Source organism: Yersinia rochesterensis (assembly GCF_003600645.1).
GTDB lineage: Bacteria > Pseudomonadota > Gammaproteobacteria > Enterobacterales > Enterobacteriaceae > Yersinia > Yersinia rochesterensis.
Map to the genome: position 1 here is coordinate 4,178,237 of NZ_CP032482.1, position 20,971 is coordinate 4,199,207.

The following is a 20,971-nucleotide window of genomic DNA, read 5'->3' on the forward strand; positions in this document are numbered from 1 at the left end:
CCTAACCCTCCCGCACCAGATAAATAGTCGACAGCGGCGGCAGAGTTAACAGTAATGAATGGGGGTGATGATAGCTGCCTACATCATGGCTATGAATACCGCCCTGATTACCCATATTGCTACCACGATAAAACTCAGAGTCAGAATTCAGCACTTCGCGATAATGCCCGCCCTGCGGGATACCTACGCGGTAGTTATAGCGCGGAACCGGTGTGAAATTGCTGATAACAATCAGTTCGTTACCATCAGCATCACGGCGCAGGAAAGCAAATACCGAGTTTTCATGGTCATCCACCACCAGCCATTCAAAACCGGCAGGTTGGTAATCCAATTCATACAATGGCGCATGTCTTTGATAACAATGATTAAGATCGCGAACCCACCGCTGCACTCCCTTATGCCAACCATTTTCATCATCCAGCAGGTGCCAGTCCAAGCTGGTATCGAAATTCCACTCGCGCCCTTGGGCAAACTCACACCCCATAAACAGCAATTTCTTGCCCGGATGCGCCCACATAAACCCATAATACGCCCGTAAGTTGGCAAATTTTTGCCATGCATCGCCGGGCATGCGGTCGAGAATCGAATGTTTGCCATGGACGACTTCATCGTGCGAAATCGGTAAAATAAAGTTCTCGGTATAGGCGTATAACATACCGAAAGTCATGAGATTATGGTGGTATTTGCGGTGAATAGGGTCACATTGTAGGTAATTGAGCGTGTCATGCATCCAGCCCATATTCCACTTATAATTAAAGCCCAATCCACCCGCATCAGGAGGTAATGTCACCCCAGGGAAGTCAGTAGACTCCTCGGCCATAGTGACGCCGCCGGGGCGCTCAACACCGATGGTGTGATTGGTGTAGCGCAGAAAGGCAATCGCCTCCAAATTTTCGCGCCCGCCGTAATAATTGGGTACCCATTGCCCTTCAGCACGGCTGTAATCGCGGTAAATCATTGAAGCAACAGCATCAATACGCAATGCATCGATGCCAAAACGCTCCATCCAATAAAATGCATTTCCCGCCAAATAGTTACGAACTTCATTGCGCCCATAGTTATAAATCAGGGTATTCCAATCCTGATGGTAGCCTTCGCGCGGATCGGCATATTCATATAAGGCGGTGCCGTCAAAAGTCGATAATCCATGTTCATCACTGGGGAAATGACCGGGAACCCAGTCAAGAATGACGTTAATTCCTGCTTCATGGAATTTGGCGACGAAATCTTTGAAATCCTGCGGCGTACCAAATCGGCGGGTCGGCGCATATAAACCTAACGGCTGATAGCCCCAACTGCCATCAAACGGATGTTCATTAATGGGCAGTAATTCCACATGGGTAAATCCCATATATTTAACGTATTCAACTAGTTGTTCAGCTAACTCGCCGTAACTGAGCCAAAAATTGTTTTCGGTATGACGTCGCCACGAACCGAGATGCACCTCATAGATAGAAATCGGTGAGCGCAAGTCATTGGCTTTTTGCCGTGCAGCAGTATTTTCCACCACCTCCGGCAATGGGCTGATTAACGAGGCGGTTTCTGGCCGCATTTGGGCTTTAAAGGCATAAGGGTCCGCTTTTAACCGCACCTGACCATGGCAATCTATTATCTCAAATTTATATAACTGCCCTGCTTGCACACCGGGCAAGAATAGCTCCCAAATACCATTTTCACGCCGTAGCCGCATAGGGTGACGGCGGCCATCCCAAAAGTTAAATTCACCGACCACAGAAACGCGCTGAGCATTAGGTGCCCAAACCGCAAAACTGACACCCGGCACGCCATCCAGACTCATCAAATGCGCCCCTAAGCGTTCATAAGGGCGTAAATGGGTGCCTTCAGCCAATAACCAAGCATCGATATCCTGCAATAAGGTGCCGAATCGGTAGGGATCGTCGAGGATTTGTGTGCTTTCTTGCCACGTAACCGCTAACTGATAGCGGAATGGCGTTTTACGGCGAGGGAGTTTGGCAAGGAAGAAGCCGCGCGGGTCTTCACTCTGAAGTTGAACCACATTACGCCCAGTGTCTGTTTCAACCAACCACACTTCTTTGGCATCCGGCAACAGCGCACAGACCTGTAACCCCGATTCAGTTTGGTGCATACCCAAAACGGCGAAAGGATCGGCATAATGGCCGGAAATAATCTGATTAATCACCTGACGGTCGGGAAGTACTGGCATATCCTCTCCCTTTGATTAACTTAATGATTTTTATACTTAATTTTAGATGCACGGCTAAAATTAAGCCTATTAATCATGTAATTTATTTAATGAATGGGGCATGATCAAGGTCAATAAATAGACTTAATGCCTTAACCTGTCTTTATGATTGCGCACTTAGCTATAGGATTTTTCGCCCCAAACTATAAGCATAGTCAATGAGTGCTAAAAAAATTGGCTTATGATTAATGAAATTTTTTCTCACGCAAATAAGTGAAAAAAAGGAGATTAAGCTGTGTAAGAAACACATATGTGATGGAAATGCTTTTATGAGTCACACAAAGAAAAAGTGACACCCACCAGATAAAATGTGCAAAACAAGAAACTGACACGCTATTTGGTCCCATAGGGCTTTTTTGCTAAAAAAAGGGGCTGGTTAACTTCTCAACAGAGAAATCTGGATACAATAGCGGCAGAAATAAATAATCGTAGTCATTACAGTGGTTATCCAACATGGGCGTTAGCCAGGTCGAACTGATTTTTTCCCTTTTACAACAGATGTGCGTCTATCTGGTCATTGCCTATCTGTTGAGTAAAACACCGCTTTTTATCCCCTTAATGCAGGTTACCATTAGGTTGCCCCACAAACTGGTGTGTTACCTCACGTTTTCCATGTTTTGTATCATGGGAACCTATTTTGGTTTGCATATTGATGACTCCATCGCCAATACCCGCGCTATTGGCGCTGTATTGGGGGGGGTTCTGGGGGGGCCATCAGTCGGGTTTCTGGTTGGGCTAACCGGCGGTTTACACCGCTATTCCATGGGGGGAATGACCGCTACCGCCTGTATGTTATCCACTGTAACAGAGGGATTATTAGGCGGGCTGCTCCACAGTTATTTGATCCGCAAAAATCGCCTTGATCTGCTCTTCCAGCCTCTGGTTGTCGCCGGTATTACCTTGGTGGCCGAAGTTCTGCAAATGCTGATTATCCTGGCGGTGGCTCGCCCATTCCATGAAGCCGTCGAGTTAGTTGAGAACATTGCCCTGCCAATGATGATAACCAACACCATCGGGGCCGCAATGTTTATGCGTATCTTATTGGATAGACGGGCTATTTTCGAAAAATATACCACGGCATTCTCGGCTAAAGCTTTACAAATTGCCGCGCGAGCGGAGGGGTTATTACGCCATGGTTTTGACCAGCAAAACAGTATGCGGGTGGCGCGTATCTTGTATGAAGAACTGGGCGTGGGCGCAGTGGCCATTACTGACCGCGAGAAGTTGCTGGCATTTATTGGCACCGGCTCTGACCACCACCTGGTGGGCGGCGCTATTACTTCCGACCATACCCACCGGGCGATTGAGCTAAATCAGGTGGTCTATGCCGACGGCAACGCCGTGCCCTATACCTGCTCAATTTCTCCGACTTGTAAACTGGGTTCCACCTTGGTTATCCCGCTGCGCGGTGAAGAACATCGGGTGGTGGGCAGCATCAAGCTGTATGAGCCGAAAAGTAAGTTATTCTCCAGTATTAACCGCACATTGGGTGAAGGTATTGCTCACTTGCTGTCGGCGCAAATTCTGGCCGGTGAATTTGAACAACAAAAGCAAATGCTGGCGCAATCAGAAATCAAACTGCTGCACGCCCAGGTCAACCCTCATTTCCTGTTTAATGCGCTTAATACTTTGTCAGTGGTGATCCGCCGTAATCCCGACCATGCCCGTAAACTGGTGCTTTCGCTGTCGACATTTTTCCGCAAAAACCTTAAACGCAGCCACGATGTGGTCACACTGAGTGATGAAATTGAGCATGTGAATGCGTATCTGGAAATCGAAAAAGCGCGCTTTGCTGATCGTCTGAGTGTCGAAATTTCATTGCCCAATGAGCTGATGGATGCGCGGTTGCCCGCATTTTCCCTGCAACCGGTGGTTGAGAATGCCATCAAGCACGGTATCTCACAGATGTTCAGTAATGGGCGCATCACCCTGCGCGGCAAGCTGGATGACCATATTCTGGTGCTGGAAGTTGAGGATAACGCCGGATTGTATCAACCGCAGCCTAATGGCGATGGGCTGGGTATGAACCTGGTGGATCGGCGGATTAAAGTGCGTTATGGCAATGAATATGGCGTGACAGTGATAAATAAATCTGAGGAATTCACCAGAATTATCATTAAGTTGCCGTTTATTACGGCAAGTGAATGAACCACTCAAGCGAATTATCCACTCAGACTAATGTAATAACCCGATCAGCCGAGGCAATAGTTGAAGGCCGGTGAGCAATAATAACTCTGGTAATAGCCAGTGCAGCAATACTGGCATTGATATAGTCTTCATTATCCAGATCCAAATGGCTGGTCGCTTCATCCATAAATAGAATTCCGGGGCGGCGGTACAGCGCGCGAGCAATCAATAAACGCTGTTTTTGGCCGCCAGATAAACTGCCGCCCAACTCCCCAAGTAAGGTTTCATAACCCATCGGCATTTGCATAATATCGTCATGGATATTGCAATGATGAGCGCAGCTAATCATGAATTCTCGATCGAGAGAAATATCAAAACTGGCAATATTCTCTGCAATCGAGCCAGCAAACAATTTATCATCCTGTAAAATACAGGCAATATATTGGCGATAATTGTTGATACCGAGGCTATGAATATCCAGCCCATTAGCGAATAAACTCCCCGCACTCGGTTCCAATAAACCACTCATCAATTTCATTAAGGTGGTTTTTCCTACACCGGACGGGCCGACAATAGCGACACTCTCTCCTGATTTAATGTCAAGATTAAGGCCATTAATAATAGGCTTAGATAAATTGTCATATTGATAAACCAGATTACATACGGAAAAAGAGAGCGGTGTATTGGGAGGAAATAATTGGCGAGCTGGCATTTCTTTTTCTGGTTCAGACAAAACAATATCTGCCACTCGCTCATTATGCAAACTGAGCATACGCAATTGCAGCACCATATCAATCAGACTGCTGGCGCGCTCTGAGAATTGACCACGATAAGCATTAAATGCGACAAACATTCCCAGTGTCATCTGATTATCAATAACTAATGATGCTCCTAACCATAAAATAATAACTTGATCGCAGGCCGCGATAAAAGCATGCACGCCACCAAATAGCATATCTAATCGAGTCATTCGAATACCCGCATTGGTCGTGTCTATATTGAGATTTAACCAGAATTGAGAGCGAGTTTTTAGCAAGCCTAATGCTTTCAAAGTGCCAATGCCGTACAGCGTTTCCATAAAATGTGAGCTGGCTTTAGCCCCCTTAACCAATAGTGCTTCTGATGCCTGCCGGTAGTGGCTATAAGTCATCAGGCGCATGAGGATATAAATAGCGGTGAACCCCAGCACCACCCAAACTAACCCACCGCCATATAGCAACATCATAATAAGCACGCCGACAGACATAATGCAGTCGATAATACTGTTAACAATACTGGCCGTAAAAGTGGAGCGAATAGTCTCCAATGAGCCAAAACGTGACTGAATATCACCTAACTTACGCTTTTCAAAATAGGCCAGCGGTAGCCTCATCAAATGGTCAAACATACCCGCTTTCCACTGCACATCTATTAATGAATCCATCACGATAGTTGTCCACGAGCGCAACATCGCCACGGCGGTACGGAATATAATAAAGAACAATAGACCCGTACAAATTAGCGCGAGCAAGTGGTGATCGCTGGCTTGAATCACATGATCTAAAACGAGTTGAGTCCCGACCGGCATCAGTAAACTCACTGCCTCAATAACCAGTGAGAGGCAAAATATTTTCGTTAATGCCCCCTTTAATCCACTGATATTGGATAATAAACGGCGTAGCTGTAACCGACTTTTGTGGGTAACCGCGGTAAAATTGCTATCAGGCCATATCTCCAATGCAATGCCAGTGAAATGCTGAGAAAATTTATTTATACCGATAACCCTACGCCCCAAAGCAGGATCGTGAATAACAATACTATTACGACGGACAGCAATCAGTACCACAAAATGATTAAGATCCCAATGCAGAATACAGGGGGTTCTAAGTGCCGATAATTCATTAATATCAAGTGATAAAGCCCGAGTTTTGAATTTGAGTGAACTGGCGATATCCATTAACGTATTCAGTGTTGCCCCACGCGCTGAAGCCCCGAATTGCTGTCGCAAATTAAACAAATCAATATTCAGACCAAAATAATGAAATACCATTGCCAAACTGGCTAACCCGCACTCCGAGGATTCAGTTTGCAAAATCTGTGGCACTCTTTTCCGCCAGACTAAATTCAGTTTGTTGGCCAGAGAGGATAAAAACGCATTATTCATGGACTGGCCCCGCCAGGCTTTTTTTCAGGTCATAGAAAGGCGAAAACATCCATTGGTAAAGAGAACGTTTTTCGAGGAAAAAAGTGGATTGTGCTTTCATACCACCGGTTAGGTACAGTATTTTTTCTTGAGACTGAAATTTGGTTTTATCCAAATTAACCAATACCTTATAATAAGATTCACTCCCCAAGTCGGCGCGCCGGAATGGTGCACTGTTATAACTGGTCATTTCCTGAATAGAAGCGGGCACGGAGGAAAGTGATTCAATTCGCCCGGCGAACTGGCCGAATTTTTCGAAAGGAAAAGCATCGTAACGCACATTAACGTGGTCGCCCGCAGTAATATAGGGCAGTGCGCCATTAGGCAGCCAAAGCACCAGATAATAGGTGGCATCAGTGCCGGGAACCAATTGCGCCAGGCTGTCCCCCGCATTCACCATTTGCCCGGTTGTCACACTGAGTGATTCTATCCGCCCATCAACTGGTGCATTGACAACCAATATTCCTGTAGCATCTGTTTCAGCTAACTGTTTTTGTAAATCACCGTACTGCAACTCATATTGTGAAATTTGGTTATCAAAATCAGCCGCTCGGGTAATAATTTCGCTGCTCAGATTAGTGATTTGCAGTGCTTCCTGCATATTCTGGCTGTACAAATTGTGGAAAGCACTTTGTTGCTGATAATAAGAATAGGTTTGGTTATGCACTTGTTCTTGGGTGATTAACCCATTGCGCTGATATTCACCATAGCTCTCTACCGTTTTACGCATGGATTCAATATTCTGTCGGCTGTTCTTCACTAATTGGCAAGATTGCTTATATACAGTTTCATATTGTTTTTTTTGCGCTAATAAATTATCCAAAGTTGCATGCTTGTTGCTCTGTAGTTTTTGGATAATACTCTCAACCTGCGCCAACTGCCGCTTAATCGCCTGCTTGTTATTTTTACTGACGGTGCCGGAATGAGTGACTTTGCTGACATCAAGCTGATACAGCGCTTGCCCTTTTACCACCTCATCGCCCACATTAACCAAACTTTGGGTAATAAAGCCTTGTTGGGCAGCAAAAATATTGATTGGACGAGGAAGTGTGGTGACTTCACCATAAACATTTATTCGGCGAGTGTAATTGCCGAATGCGATAAAAATAACCAAAGTAACAATAATCATTGCCGACATTATGGCAACAACCCAAACTGGAACACCTGAAATAAGTAGAGCTTTCCCTGTCCATTTGGCTTTCTGGTAATCAAAGGCTTCCTGCCTGAACATATATAATCCCGCTACATCTTATTAATAGTCATTTGAAAAACAAATAGAAACACACCCTACTAAGTATCAATAGAGCATAATTAATATGGTGTGCTTTTAATTTTATATCTGAGAGTTATCATATTAACCGCAATTTAGCTTGCCAGTCATTCTGCAAATATAATAACTATCAGGGCCACTCATATAAGAGGGCCGACCTAGTGTTGCGGGATCATAGCTTACTGCTGGAATCGTAATTCGCGGTGCTGAATTAATGACATGAGAAACGCCATCATAAGCTTGCCCTCCAGCAAAACCACCAAATGCAGCACCTCCTGTAGCCCCTGCGCGACCAGCTAAACGCCCTCCAATCACACCTCCAGCTATGCTACCAGACATCTGAGCTAATTCTCTCCCTCCATCGCCACCACTAACATATTTAGTTTCAACTACAGATAATCTTCTCATCTAACAACTCCCTCTATAAGATTAAATAAATAATAAAATTATTTATTTCCTATCATTAAATATTTATCGATCACCTCTTTCATAAAATCCATAGATGGAATGAATGTACATAGGATTGCCCCACCTATTGAAAGATATAACTTCATTCCAAGTTCTGGCATCACCCAATCCAATAAAAAACTAGATAAATACAAATTGCCCAAATAAAACAATGTATAAAAAACTATCTTTATCAGAACATTCAGCGATCTGATAGTACGATCTGATACTTTCATATTAACTTCCGCTGGATTAAATTAAGACCTAAAATGATTTAATAACTCTAATCTTTTCCTTATACTCATTTAATATGTTACTTTTGAAATCTATCCCATCCAAAAAGGTAAAGTATTTAACTGCTTGCTTGATATAACCATTCTCAAACAGAAGGATAGAAATAAGTAAGTCTATATGATAACCTTCACTATGAATCATTCCATATTGAGGGTTAATATTTTCTTCCCTATATATGATTGTATCATTTAGCAGTTTTTTGACTTCCTCTCTTAGCCTGATTATTTTTATAAGGCATTTATAATAATATGAATTGCTATTCTCGGGGTAAAAATCGTTCATAATTTCGGCCATTAGATTAGCATCATCAAATTTACCTTGCCTAAATAAATTATTAGCAAGAATATCTAACAATGCAAAAGTAAACTCATCATCAATAACATTGTCTGCTGAAAAATCATTTTCTTTATTTAATGAAATAGCGGATTTAATTTCAACTTCAGCATCTAATAAATCTATATTATCAATTCCATCCCGATAGTAAAAAAACTTCCACCTCAAATTATTTGACTCTAACAACATCATTCGGTTCAAAAGGTATAAGTTTCTTTCTGTTTTTCTCTTACTTTTTACAATTTCATCCATATAACCATCATGAAAAAATTTGACATCAATGGAAATATAATATGGTAAAAAATCATATATTCTTGGTTCCTCATGAACCAAGCCAAAATAGTTTATATCTGTATTATTTAAGAAAAATCGACGAACTGTCTTAATATTATATCCATTGTGATTAGAAATAAATGGACACACTACCATTTCATCTTTTATAGACATTGTTTGTAAAATACATAACTTATCTTTGATTTCGTTATCATCTATGGCCTCTAAGTATTCATCCGCATCAATAAACATGAGCCAATCTTTACTTGCTTTACTTTTCGCAAAATTGCGTGCATGAGAAAAATCATCAATCCAAATCATATTATGAATTATAATATTATGATTACCTATTCCTTTAATTATATCTAAAGTACTATCAGTAGAACCAGTATCTACAATAATAATTTCATCTACGCTGTTTATAATACTATCAATACATCTTTTAATACACCGCTCTTCATCTTTAACAATTATAATTGCAGACAAAGTTGGATTTGGTGTCTGTTCAATGTCTTCAAATAAAAAAGAGATTTTTTTTAAAACATCACCGACCGATAAATCTTCAGGTTCTATTAAATTAGTTAATCTTTTATCAATCTCTAATATAAATGAAATATTGTCAACCCAGCGATTCAACAATACCAAATCATTATATTCAAATTTAAAACTACCCCTTGTGATTCGCTCGAGGTAATCCGAATTATAATACACAATATCGTTCATGTTTATAACACCTAACAGATAAGAGACATAATGCTATGTGAAACAGCATTATGCCTTATTTTAAATATTATCGCTGTGTACTAAAGCCGCCTCCTGTATAACTTGGGTTTGGATCTCCATAGAAACCACCTGGCCATGAGCAAGAACGAACAGCATCCATTACCCCGCCCCAAGTCATACTCGGGCCTGGATTGTAATCGTTACTACCTCCTGATACTTTAGAAAAAATCACTTCATCTTTAATTTCACGCAATAACTCTTTAGATTTTTTCATAAATGTTCCTCTATTAATTTACCTGTGAATTTATAAATCTAATCACTCTATCGGTATCATTACAATAATACTCTAACGTAGTAAGATAAATGACTTTTCTTTTATCATAATCACTAAGGTAGAGTTGTTTTTGTAATCCTGGGGTGCAAATAATAAAATCAGCAATTTGCTTTAGTTCATCTACATCAGATTCTGATGGGTCAAGTATTACGTTACAGTTTATGCCCTTCTCAACCAAGTCATGATTTAATTTTTTTACATATTTATCTTCTTTATTCCAACCAAATATCACTGGAGTAAATAATGCTCTCCCCAACATTGGGCTAGAATTATAAACAAACACAGCTGTTTTTTTCATTTATTAAAATCCATACTATTAACTAGTATAATTGAACGCCATTTTTTCAAATTCTTCCTGATGGATTAAAACTAGCGTTTATAATAAAAATTGTCAAAATCTTTTAGGGTTCTGGAATGAAAATTAATTTAAAACATTATAAAAACAAATGAAAAAATTTTAATTAAAAACAAATAATATATTTCAATAATAAAATTAGAACTAAGACATTCAGAAAACAAACCATTTATTAAAGTTAACTAATAATTATGAGCAATAAAAAAGCCCTGACCATAAGATCAGAGCTTTTTTGTTATTATTCTCAATAATCGATTACAGCAGAATTCGCAGCATACGCCGCAGTGGCTCTGCCGCGCCCCACAGCAACTGATCACCGACGGTAAAGGCGGAGAGATATTCCGGCCCCATGTTCAGTTTACGCAGACGGCCCACCGGGGTGTTCAAGGTGCCGGTTACTGCCGCAGGGGTCAGTTCGCGCATGCTCAACTCACGGTCATTCGGGATAACGCGAACCCAGTCATTGTGAGTGGCCAGCAATTGCTCGATTTCAGGTAGCGGCACGTCTTTTTTCAGTTTCAGTGTGAAAGCCTGGCTGTGGCAACGCAGTGCGCCGATGCGCACACACAGACCATCAACCGGGATAACACTGCCGGTATTCAAAATTTTGTTGGTTTCGGCTTGGCCTTTCCACTCTTCACGGCTCTGGCCGTTATCCAGCGCTTTGTCGATCCAAGGGATCAAACTGCCCGCCAATGGCACGCCAAAGTTATCGGTCGGCAATTTGCCGCTGCGAGTGGCCGCCGTCACTTTGCGTTCAATATCCAGAATGGCCGAAGCCGGGTCTTGCAGCTCTTTTGCTACATCGGCGTGTAACATGCCCATTTGGGTCAGTAACTCGCGCATATGGCGCGCACCACCACCGGAAGCCGCCTGATAAGTGGCCACAGAGGCCCACTCAACCAAATCATTAGCAAACAAACCGCCCAATGACATCAGCATCAGGCTGACGGTACAGTTACCACCAGCAAAGGTTTTGATACCTTTATCCAGCCCCTGCTGAATAACACCGTGGTTTACCGGGTCCAGAATAATAATTGCGTCATCTTGCATACGCAAAGAAGAAGCGGCATCAATCCAATAACCTTGCCAACCCGCTTTACGCAGCTTTGGATAAACTTCGTTGGTATAATCTCCCCCTTGGCAAGTGATGATAATATCCAATGCACTCAGCGCATCAATATCATAAGCATCTTGCAATGTACCTTGCTGGCCGGCGAAAGACGGGGCGGCTTGGCCATGTTGAGAGGTAGAGAAAAAGACCGGGCGGATACCGTCAAAGTCGCGTTCTTCAATCATGCGCTGCATGAGTACTGAGCCGACCATACCGCGCCAGCCGATAAAACCAACGTTTTTCATGTTTACTGTCCTGCCTTGGAAGGTGACACTGATTAATGGATGTCTGTCTCGCATTACTGCTGGTGCATACAGCGCACTGACGAGGGAGACCTGATACCACCTTACGAAATATGGACAAAGTGGCAAGTTAAATTATTCGATACCAGAATGATTCAAAGCAATCTTTCTAATATGTGACTTTGACTGGCGGGAAATGCCAGTCGTTTTGATTATTTTGAGGTAATAATGACAGAGATGATTGCGGCAACCGTGCTGCTGTTTTTGATTATGGATCCGCTGGGGAATTTGCCGATTTTTATGTCGGTGCTTAAACATCTGGAACCTAAACGGCGGCGCATAGTATTGATTCGCGAATTGCTGATCGCGCTCATATTGATGCTGATTTTTCTGTTCGCAGGCGAGAAGATTCTGGCATTCTTGAATCTGCGCACTGAAACCGTCTCAATATCCGGCGGTATCATTTTGTTTTTAATCGCTATTAAGATGATTTTCCCCTCACCAGAAAGCAATGTTACCGGGCTATCGGCAGGGGAAGAACCCTTCCTGGTTCCACTGGCAATTCCCTTAGTGGCAGGCCCGTCTATTCTGGCGACCCTGATGCTGCTCTCCCATCAATATCCTAATCAGCTCAGCCATTTAGTGCTGGCGTTGATGATTGCCTGGGGTTTATCGGCGGCTATTTTACTGATGTCGAACCTGTTCCTGCGCTTGTTGGGCAATAAAGGTGTCAGTGCTTTGGAGCGGCTGATGGGGTTAATTTTGGTGATGTTATCAACGCAGATGTTTTTGGATGGCGTGCGCGCCTATCTAACTAAATGACTAAATAAGTTTACACGCCGGTTATATGACCTCAGAGGGGCAATAACCCTTTGAGGTTGCTGACAAACCTATTTTATAGCTCGGAGACTCGCGGGGCGACTGCACCGATGGGCGCTCCGGCGGCCTAAGCCGCTACGACCCATTCGGCACATTTCCCCTTCATTTGACCTTATTAGCCGTCTGAATAACCCTCTTTGGGTTTGCATCACTCACTGATTAGCCCTGTTTTTCCAGCGCTAACACACAGCGCTGCACGACTTCATCAATATCCGCATCAATATCCACACAGATAACGTCCGGTTCTTCTGACCCCGGTTCTTCCAATGCATCAAACTGGCTTTTTAATAAATCAGTGGGCATAAAATGGCCGGAACGGGCTTTTAACCGCCCCATAATGACCTCAAAACTGCCTTTCAGGTATAAAAATACCATTTCCGGATTACCTTCCCGCAGCCGATCGCGATAGCGGCGTTTCAGGGCCGAACAGACAATAATGCCAGTTTCATTTTTATGATTCAGACTGTAGGCCGCATCACTCAGGCGCTCTAGCCACGGCATGCGATCCTCATCATTAAGAGGGTGTCCGCTGCCCATTTTCTGAATATTAGCACGGGGGTGTAGGTCGTCACCGTCAATAAATTTGGCATGAATTCGCCGTGCCACTGCCTCTCCCACAGTGGTTTTACCGCTACCTGATACACCCATCACGATAATGCTACGTCCAGCCATAATGTTGATCTCTATCTCAGAATAGGAATTTTACTGCTCTCTATGGTTCCGTATTTTACCATGTTACCGGTATCATGATACCGGTAACAAATGGAGATGTGACTTTTATCACACCGGATAGAACATCGTCATTGGACTCAATCGCGCAATCACGCTGGCTCCAGCTGACTGTAACCATAATAAAAAGCGATACATATACTCTAAATAAATGGAGAAATACTATGCCATTAGTCATTGTCGCGGTTGGCGTTGCCATGCTGCTGTTACTAATGATCCGTTTCAAGCTCAACGGATTTATCTCGTTGATACTGGTCGCGCTAGCGGTGGGTGTCATGCAAGGGATGCCGGTCGATAAAGTTGTCGGCTCAATCAAAGCAGGGGTCGGTGGAACACTAGGTAGCCTAGCGCTGATTATGGGCTTCGGCGCCATGCTCGGTAAATTACTGGCGGACTGCGGTGGCGCTCAACGAATTGCCACAACCTTAATTGATAAATTTGGTAAAAAACACATTCAGTGGGCGGTGGTACTGACCGGTTTCACCGTCGGTTTTGCTCTATTCTATGAAGTCGGCTTCGTGTTGTTGTTGCCGCTAGTATTCAGTATCGCGGCATCAGCCCGCATTCCATTATTATATGTGGGTGTCCCGATGGCCGCGGCGCTGTCAGTGACTCACGGTTTCTTGCCCCCTCATCCTGGCCCAACCGCCATTGCCACCATCTTCCATGCCGACATGGGTAAGACCCTGTTATATGGGACATTATTGGCTATTCCAACCGTGATTCTGGCTGGCCCGGTATTTGCACGATTCCTGAAAGGGATTGATAAACCTGTGCCGGAGGGGCTGTATAACCCGAAAACCTTTACTGACGAAGAAATGCCAAGTTTTGGTGTCAGTGTCAGCACTGCGTTGGTGCCGGTTATTTTGATGGCATTGCGGGCTGTGGCAGAGATGATTTTGCCCAAAGGCCACCCGGTCCTCTCTTATGCTGAGTTCTTGGGCGACCCGGTGATCGCCACACTGATCGCCGTGTTAATCGCGATTTTCACCTTTGGTTTAAACCGTGGCCGCTCAATGGAGTCCGTGATGGACACCGTGACTGACTCCATCAAAATCATTGCGATGATGTTGTTGGTTATTGGCGGTGGCGGGGCTTTCAAGCAGGTTTTAGTCGACAGCGGCGTTGACCACTACATTGCCAGCATGATGAACAGCAGCGGGCTATCACCAATTCTGATGGCATGGTCAATTGCAGCCGTCCTGCGTATTGCGCTAGGTTCTGCGACTGTGGCCGCCATCACGGCCGGGGGGATTGTCGCGCCACTCATTGCCACCACTGGTGCCAGCCCTGAATTGATGGTCATTGCAGTGGGTTCGGGCAGTGTGATTTTCTCTCACGTCAACGACCCAGGCTTCTGGTTGTTTAAAGAATATTTCAACCTGACAATCGTCGAGACTTTCAAATCATGGTCAGTGCTGGAGACTATTATTTCTGTCTGCGGGTTAGTCGGCTGCCTGTTATTGGCAACCGTTATCTAATAATAACAGTGAGTTAAATACTGCCACCGGGGAGGATGGTGAAGCCCACATCGACCATTTTGGGTGTGACCACCTCTCCGCGTAGCCGCGCCAGCAAGCGCTCGGCACCAATTTGCCCCATTCTTTCGCGCGGGGTCAGTACACTGGCCAGCTTCGGCACCATCGACTGGCCAATATCATGACCATGGAACCCCGCTATCGCCATATCATGCGGAATAGAAAGCCCCTGCCGCTGACACTCGAATACTGCGCCAATCGCCAAGTCATCATTGGTACAGAAAATGCTGTCGATCTGCGGATAATTCACCTGTGCTTCGCGCAATAACTCCGCGCCAGCAGAATATGATGAAGAACGGCTAGTCATCACACTCATCGGTTCCAAACCTGACTCGCGCATCGCCTGCTCATAACCTTGCTGTTTAATCACCGTCCGCTCATCCTGACGCGCGCCAAAATACACCACGTAACGGTGGCCTTTGGCGATAATCTGCTGGGTCATTTGTCTTGCAGCTTCAAAGTTATTAAAGCCCACAGCCAAATCAATGCAGGGCGAAGAACAATCCATTAGCTCAATAACAGGAATGCCCGCGACCTCAATCATTTTCAATGTACGCGCCGTGTGGTGCCGTTCGGAGAGGATTAATCCATCAATATTGTAGGAAAGCAGAGAGGTCAACCGCTGCTCTTCACGTTCTTTCTGGTAGCCATAATGTGCCAGCATGGTTTGGTAGCCATGAGCATCCGTTACACTTTCAATCCCCCGCAGCACCTCGGCAAAAACCTGATTGGTTAATGATGGCAGCAAGATACCAATAGCATGACTGGTGGCATTGGACAGGATATCGGGAGCACGATTAGGGATATAGCCCAGTTCGTCTAGCGCCAGTGCAATTTTTTCCTGCAACATCGCAGAAACTTGCTCCGGATTGCGCAAATAGCGGCTGACCGTCATTTTAGTGACCCCAACCATATCAGCAACATCTTGTAGCACTGGCCTTTTTTTCTTCATTATCAATGAACTGAGGCAAAGTAAACGGGGTGCCATTCTAGCAAATAAAAGGGTATGACGCGATGCATACCCTTTTTTACTTAGGACGATCAAACTTAAACTGGCGGTAAATCAAACAGCAAGATTTCACTGTCTTCATCGGCATGAATAGAAAGAGCTGCTTCATCCCAGATAGCGAATGCATCGCTGGTACCCGCATGGCGGCCATTGATAGATACCTTGCCGCGCACGACCTGTATCCATATACGGCGCTCTGCCTGAATCTGATAAATTGACTGCTCTTCACGTTTCAATGCCCAGCGCCATAGCGTCATGTCCTGGAACACTTTTAGCGAGCCATCACGAGCATCCGGTGATAACACCAGTTGCCGCCCTTGCGGAATGTCGAACATTTGTTGTTCATAACGCGGCTGCAAACCGGTCTTATTCGGGATAATCCAAATCTGGTACAAATGCAGCGGCTGATCATCACGGCCATTATATTCTGAATGACGGATACCCGTGCCAGCACTCATAATCTGAAACTCACCCGCATGAATTTGCTCTTTATTGCCCATGCTATCCTGATGTTCAACAGTCCCGGACAGCACATAAGTCAGAATTTCCATGTCCTTATGCGGGTGAGTACCAAAACCCTGACCAGCATCGATGACATCTTCGTTAATCACCCGTAGTGCTGAAAAACCCATAAATTCTGGATCGTGATAATCGGCGAATGAGAAAGTATGCCAGCTGTCTAGCCAACCGTGATTAGCATGGCCACGTTCTTCTGCTTTGCGTAAATAAATCATGTTCAGTTCTCCTCAACGTTTTCTTTAGTCTAGATGTCGCTGAAGAATATGAAAGCGCAAAAAACTCATCCCTCTGTTCAAAAAATTCGACTAATTAATCAGTGAAAAGACAAATGATTTAAATTTGAAGCAATTAGGCTGCAAAGGCATGCCAATCTCTGAAAAAGGTGTGTTTTGGCCGAGAATAAACAAAGACGGATGAGTAAAAACAGACAAAAAAAAAGCCAGCACCCGGCTGGCTAAGTAAACACTGGAAGCAATGTGAGCAATGTCGTGCCTTCGTAATGTGAACACCTAAACTTTGATGGCCTCACCTGAAAGCACGACAATGATAATCATTATCACTCTCACTTGTAAAGTGTTTTTTTTAACCACCACCAATATTATTGACTCAGTTAAATAAATAGTTATTTTATTAGGTAATTCAAACAGTAAGAGTAGGGGTATGTTTATGAAAAATGTGCAGATACGCCATGTGGAACTCACTGATTATCCGGCCTTGCAGCAGCTATTTTCTCATCCACAGGTTTATCGCGACACATTACAGCTCCCCCTACCGTCTCAAGATATGTGGGCGAAAAAGCTCAGAGAAGCACCCACTGGGATGCATAATCTGGTGGCATGTATTGATGACAAAATTGTTGGTCAACTTACTGTCGAGGCAAATCAGCGAGCGCGCCGTCGTCATGTGGCTACTTTCGGTATTGCTATTGATGCCGACTTTTGCAGGCAAGGTGTGGGCAGCATATTAATGGCGACCATGATCGACTTATGTGATAACTGGCTGAATATACAAAGGATTGAATTGACTGTTTTTGTCGATAACTTAGCCGCCATTGCTCTTTACCGTAAATTCGGCTTTGAAATTGAGGGCACCAGCCCATGTTTTGCTTTCCGTGATGGGCAGTTTGTTGATGCCTATCATATGGGACGAATCAAGCAATCAAGCTAACCATCGGGGGATAAGGCCTATACCCCCTACGGCGACTGTTTGCAGGTAGACGGCATACCAGAGCAGTAAAAACTCCTGCCATTGGCAAGATGACAAATATTGCTAAATACCCGCTGTTTCTTTGATATAACGGCGGGCTTTCACCGCATATTCAAATGGATTAGCAATGGCTGGATCTTGCTCTGCCTCCACCACCATCCAACCTTGATAGCCTTTTTCATCCAGTAATTTAAATACTGGACGGAAATCGATAACACCATCACCGGGTACTGTAAAAGTGCCTTTTTTCACACCATCAAGAAAGCTGAATTTTTTCGCTTTAACTTCCGCAACCACCTCATCACGAACGTCTTTCAGATGAACATGATTAATACGCGGCAAGTATTTTTCTAAAATAGCTAACATCGCCTCCTGGCTACCCTCGGAATAATAAGCATGCCCTGTATCAAATAGCAGATAAACATCATCGTTAACCATGCTCATATAACGATCAATTTCGTCACTGGTTTGAATACCGGTCCCCATATGATGATGTAAACACACTTGCATCCCTTTCGTGGCAGCGATTTTGGCTAACTCGTTATAACCATCCGCAACACGTTGCCACTCAATATCAGTAAAATAAGGCTTTTCTTCAAAAACAGATTTTGTCGTCCCTTGAATACTTTTACTTTGTTCTGAACAACCAATCACTTTGGCCCCCATTGCATGGAGAAAATTCATATGATTAGTGAATTCATCAATGGTTTTAGCGCGCTGATCATCGGCAAAAAAAGTGCTGAACCAAGCATTGCAAATCTGTATACCACGGAGTTCAAGCATAGGTTTCAATACGTTAGGATCTCGTGGATATTTACTACCAACTTCACTACCGGTAAATCCAGCCAGCGCCATTTCACTGATACATTGTTGGAAAGTATTTTCTTTGCCTAAATCTGGCATATCATCATTCGTCCAACCAATAGGAGCGATTGCCAACTTCACACGATCTTTATTCATAATAAACCTCTGCGACATATCTTACTTATCCAGATGAATACAATTAAAAGGTGATTAATTACCCATCCTGCAAAGCCAAAAATAGTCTTTATTTATGTTTTAAATGATGCTTAATACTCAGGTGGCTATAGGGTTTTATTTACCTAACAATTCGCGCTCAATATGTTCGCGAGTAGCAACAGCCTGATGCACCATTTTTTCCGGATAACCAAAAAGAGAAGTCGCAATAATTGATTCACCACCGACTTTAAAAGTACGGTTGGCGAAATCCATATCACGTAATGTCTGGAATAATGTGGAGAAATCAACTTCTCCCTCGCCAATACCCACGTGTTGATGAATAACAGCATCAACACCCGGCGGATTCACAATATAACGACAGTGTTTAGTGTGATTCATAGTATCGGCAATCAATACATGAGAAAGATCATCACCGGCATATTTCAGCATACTGGCAACATCGCCTTTGCCTTTATCATAGAAAAAGGTGTGGGGAACGCTATAAAGGTATTTCACGTTATCACTGCGTAATGATTTCACTAAATCTGCGGTTTCATTGTTTTCTTCACAGAAATCCCATGGATGAGATTGAATCTCTACCCGAATACCCTCGCGCTCAATAATTGGCAATAGATCTTCCATTGAGCGATACCACATCTCTTCGCAAATTTCTGGCTCATTCGGATCGCCAGAAAGTTCAGTGTTAATCACAGGAACACCCATCTCGACAGCAATTTCAATCATTCTCTTCCAGTTGGTAACTGCAGCCTGTCGCCGAGCTTCAAGCGGCCCAGCCCAGCGATATACCACGATAAAAGATGATATTTCGACTCCAGTTTCTTTTAATGCTTTCTTATATTCAGCAATAACTTCACGGCCCGCTTTGGGGTGCTTATAAAATGGGTTCAGCTGCGGATGCGGTGACTGCTCAATATAGTCATATCCCCATTCTGCCACTTGACGGACCATATTAGTGATACCCAGGTTTTTAATGACATCAACATCAAATGCAATCTTCATAGCCCCCCGGTTTTGCGTGAAATATGTACAAGCTTGAAATAGACCGACTCTGCAACAAAAATATGGCCACACCGCAGCTTATTGGCTAAAGCACAGACAGCAGATATTGATATTATTTGTTATAAAAAGCGGGCCGTTGTGGTAAGTCTATTGGGACAATCTCACCATTCTCCTGCGCAGCAATACAGGCATCAGCGGTGACTGCAGCCGCAAAACCATCCCAAGCAGAAGGCCCAGTGAGTTTTTCAGCCAGAACATCGTTGATAAAGGCTTGCAACTCGACATCATAGGCATCAATAAAGCGATCTTTCCAATCAGTGAGGATTTCATGTGATAGTCGAGCTTCGCTACGCAGCAATACTGAAGATGGCTCAGGTAATTTCGCAATACCAATATCACCAACCACTTCGCATTGAATATCATAGCCATACTGGCAGTTCACAAAGATTTCCACATCAATACGCGTCCCTTTTGCCGTTTCAAATAGCACGACTTGTGGGTCTCTCAGATGTGCTTTGGCATGTTTGGCTTTTCGCGGGAAAACAACCTGAACAGAGACATAATCGTCATCTAACAACCAGCGCAGTACATCAATTTCATGAATTAAGGTATCTGTGATAGCCATATTCGTGGTGTAGTTATCGCCGACTCTCGGGTTGCGATGAGCGCAATGTAGCATTAATGGCTCACCAATTTTCCCGCTGATAATCACATCTTTCAGTGCGCGATAGCCTTGGTCATAAGGCCGCATAAACCCGACTTGAACCAAGCGCTTACCTTGCGCCGCTTCAGCTTCGACAATCCGCTTGCAACCCTCTGCGGTCACAGCCAATGGTTTTTCACAGAATACATATTTACCTGCCGCAACCGCCGCCAACACGAACTCTTCGTGACTTGGCCCCCAAGAAGTCACTAACACCGCATCCACTTCTTTTGCATTAATCACTTCATAGCCATCAGTGTATATATTCGCCTCGATACCCAAATCACGAATAACTTTGGTGGCATGCTCGCGATTAATATCAGTCACAGCAACAATATGGCTCCCCTGTAAAACTTTGCTACAACGGCGAATATGATCCTGACCAATTGCACCCGTGCCAATCACACCAATATTTAACGACATATTATTTCCCTCATGAAGTTTTGGTTTGCAGGTGATTCCTGCTCGTTTTACGACTTCACATTCAGAT

18 protein-coding genes are annotated in these 20,971 nt (G+C 44.0%); 4 read left to right on the forward strand and 14 right to left on the reverse strand.

The window, feature by feature from the left end; all coding sequences use genetic code 11:
- Window position 1: 1 nt before the first annotated feature.
- Complete coding sequence (glgB, locus tag DXZ79_RS19510) at window positions 2–2,185, reverse strand: 1,4-alpha-glucan branching protein GlgB (protein WP_120011555.1); 2,184 nt, start codon at window positions 2,183–2,185, stop codon at window positions 2–4.
- Window positions 2,186–2,677: 492 nt separating this feature from the next.
- On the opposite strand from glgB, the gene DXZ79_RS19515 reads away from it, so the two are divergent.
- On the forward strand, window positions 2,678–4,372 hold the full coding sequence (locus tag DXZ79_RS19515) for a sensor histidine kinase (protein WP_038637326.1): 1,695 nt from the start codon (window positions 2,678–2,680) through the stop codon (window positions 4,370–4,372).
- Between the two features lie 22 nt (window positions 4,373–4,394).
- On the opposite strand, the gene DXZ79_RS19520 is transcribed toward DXZ79_RS19515, so the two are convergent.
- The 7 genes from DXZ79_RS19520 to asd form a co-directional block, all read right to left on the reverse strand.
- Window positions 4,395–6,494 carry a peptidase domain-containing ABC transporter gene (locus DXZ79_RS19520; RefSeq protein WP_038637329.1) on the reverse strand — a complete coding sequence of 700 codons (2,100 nt, stop codon included), beginning with the start codon at window positions 6,492–6,494 and terminating at the stop codon, window positions 4,395–4,397.
- Window positions 6,487–7,764, reverse strand: a complete 1,278-nt coding sequence (locus tag DXZ79_RS19525) for an HlyD family secretion protein (protein ID WP_038637332.1) — start codon at window positions 7,762–7,764, stop codon at window positions 6,487–6,489. Before DXZ79_RS19525 ends, DXZ79_RS19520 begins: the two co-directional genes overlap by 8 nt.
- Before the next feature lie 123 nt (window positions 7,765–7,887).
- A complete protein-coding gene (locus DXZ79_RS19530) occupies window positions 7,888–8,211 on the reverse strand; it encodes a hypothetical protein (protein WP_038637335.1) in 324 nt (107 codons plus the stop codon).
- Window positions 8,212–8,514: 303 nt separating this feature from the next.
- Entirely contained in the window at window positions 8,515–9,873 is a 1,359-nt protein-coding gene (locus DXZ79_RS19540; RefSeq protein WP_120011556.1) for a glycosyltransferase family 2 protein, read from the reverse strand.
- 67 nt (window positions 9,874–9,940) lie between these two features.
- The gene (locus DXZ79_RS19545; protein WP_050291844.1) at window positions 9,941–10,147 is read right to left on the reverse strand and encodes a hypothetical protein; all 207 of its coding nucleotides are present in this window, start codon (window positions 10,145–10,147) and stop codon (window positions 9,941–9,943) included.
- 13 nt (window positions 10,148–10,160) lie between these two features.
- On the reverse strand, window positions 10,161–10,505 hold the full coding sequence (locus DXZ79_RS19550) for a hypothetical protein (RefSeq protein WP_038637348.1): 345 nt from the start codon (window positions 10,503–10,505) through the stop codon (window positions 10,161–10,163).
- Between the two features lie 312 nt (window positions 10,506–10,817).
- Window positions 10,818–11,921, reverse strand: coding sequence for an aspartate-semialdehyde dehydrogenase (asd, locus tag DXZ79_RS19555; RefSeq protein ID WP_038637352.1), 1,104 nt, complete (start codon window positions 11,919–11,921; stop codon window positions 10,818–10,820).
- Window positions 11,922–12,146: 225 nt separating this feature from the next.
- On the opposite strand from asd, the gene DXZ79_RS19560 reads away from it, so the two are divergent.
- Window positions 12,147–12,740 (forward strand): YhgN family NAAT transporter, encoded by a 594-nt coding sequence (locus tag DXZ79_RS19560; protein ID WP_032821272.1) that lies wholly within the window; start codon window positions 12,147–12,149, stop codon window positions 12,738–12,740.
- A 216-nt stretch (window positions 12,741–12,956) separates the two neighbouring features.
- Here the strand turns inward: DXZ79_RS19560 and DXZ79_RS19565 are convergent, their stop codons facing one another.
- Window positions 12,957–13,469 carry a gluconokinase gene (locus tag DXZ79_RS19565; RefSeq protein ID WP_038637355.1) on the reverse strand — a complete coding sequence of 171 codons (513 nt, stop codon included), beginning with the start codon at window positions 13,467–13,469 and terminating at the stop codon, window positions 12,957–12,959.
- 221 nt (window positions 13,470–13,690) lie between these two features.
- Here DXZ79_RS19565 and gntT point away from each other — a divergent pair, with 221 nt between their 5' ends.
- Window positions 13,691–15,007, forward strand: a complete 1,317-nt coding sequence (gene gntT, locus DXZ79_RS19570; RefSeq protein WP_038637357.1) for a gluconate transporter — start codon at window positions 13,691–13,693, stop codon at window positions 15,005–15,007.
- Window positions 15,008–15,020: 13 nt separating this feature from the next.
- Here gntT and gntR read toward each other — a convergent pair whose 3' ends face one another.
- Entirely contained in the window at window positions 15,021–16,016 is a 996-nt protein-coding gene (gene gntR / locus DXZ79_RS19575; RefSeq protein ID WP_038637360.1) for a gluconate operon transcriptional repressor GntR, read from the reverse strand.
- A 95-nt stretch (window positions 16,017–16,111) separates the two neighbouring features.
- Complete coding sequence (locus DXZ79_RS19580) at window positions 16,112–16,807, reverse strand: pirin family protein (RefSeq protein WP_038637363.1); 696 nt, start codon at window positions 16,805–16,807, stop codon at window positions 16,112–16,114.
- A 451-nt stretch (window positions 16,808–17,258) separates the two neighbouring features.
- On the opposite strand from DXZ79_RS19580, the gene DXZ79_RS19585 reads away from it, so the two are divergent.
- Window positions 17,259–17,759, forward strand: coding sequence for a GNAT family N-acetyltransferase (locus DXZ79_RS19585; protein ID WP_038637366.1), 501 nt, complete (start codon window positions 17,259–17,261; stop codon window positions 17,757–17,759).
- A gap of 102 nt (window positions 17,760–17,861) precedes the next feature.
- Here the strand turns inward: DXZ79_RS19585 and iolE are convergent, their stop codons facing one another.
- The 3 genes from iolE to iolG all read right to left on the reverse strand — a co-directional run bounded on the left by iolE (window position 17,862) and on the right by iolG (window position 20,904).
- Window positions 17,862–18,758, reverse strand: coding sequence for a myo-inosose-2 dehydratase (iolE, locus tag DXZ79_RS19590; RefSeq protein ID WP_038637370.1), 897 nt, complete (start codon window positions 18,756–18,758; stop codon window positions 17,862–17,864).
- Between the two features lie 135 nt (window positions 18,759–18,893).
- On the reverse strand, window positions 18,894–19,778 hold the full coding sequence (locus tag DXZ79_RS19595) for a sugar phosphate isomerase/epimerase family protein (RefSeq protein WP_038637373.1): 885 nt from the start codon (window positions 19,776–19,778) through the stop codon (window positions 18,894–18,896).
- 112 nt (window positions 19,779–19,890) lie between these two features.
- On the reverse strand, window positions 19,891–20,904 hold the full coding sequence (gene iolG, locus DXZ79_RS19600) for a bifunctional inositol 2-dehydrogenase/D-chiro-inositol 1-dehydrogenase (protein WP_038637376.1): 1,014 nt from the start codon (window positions 20,902–20,904) through the stop codon (window positions 19,891–19,893).
- Between the last annotated feature and the right edge of the window lie 67 nt (window positions 20,905–20,971).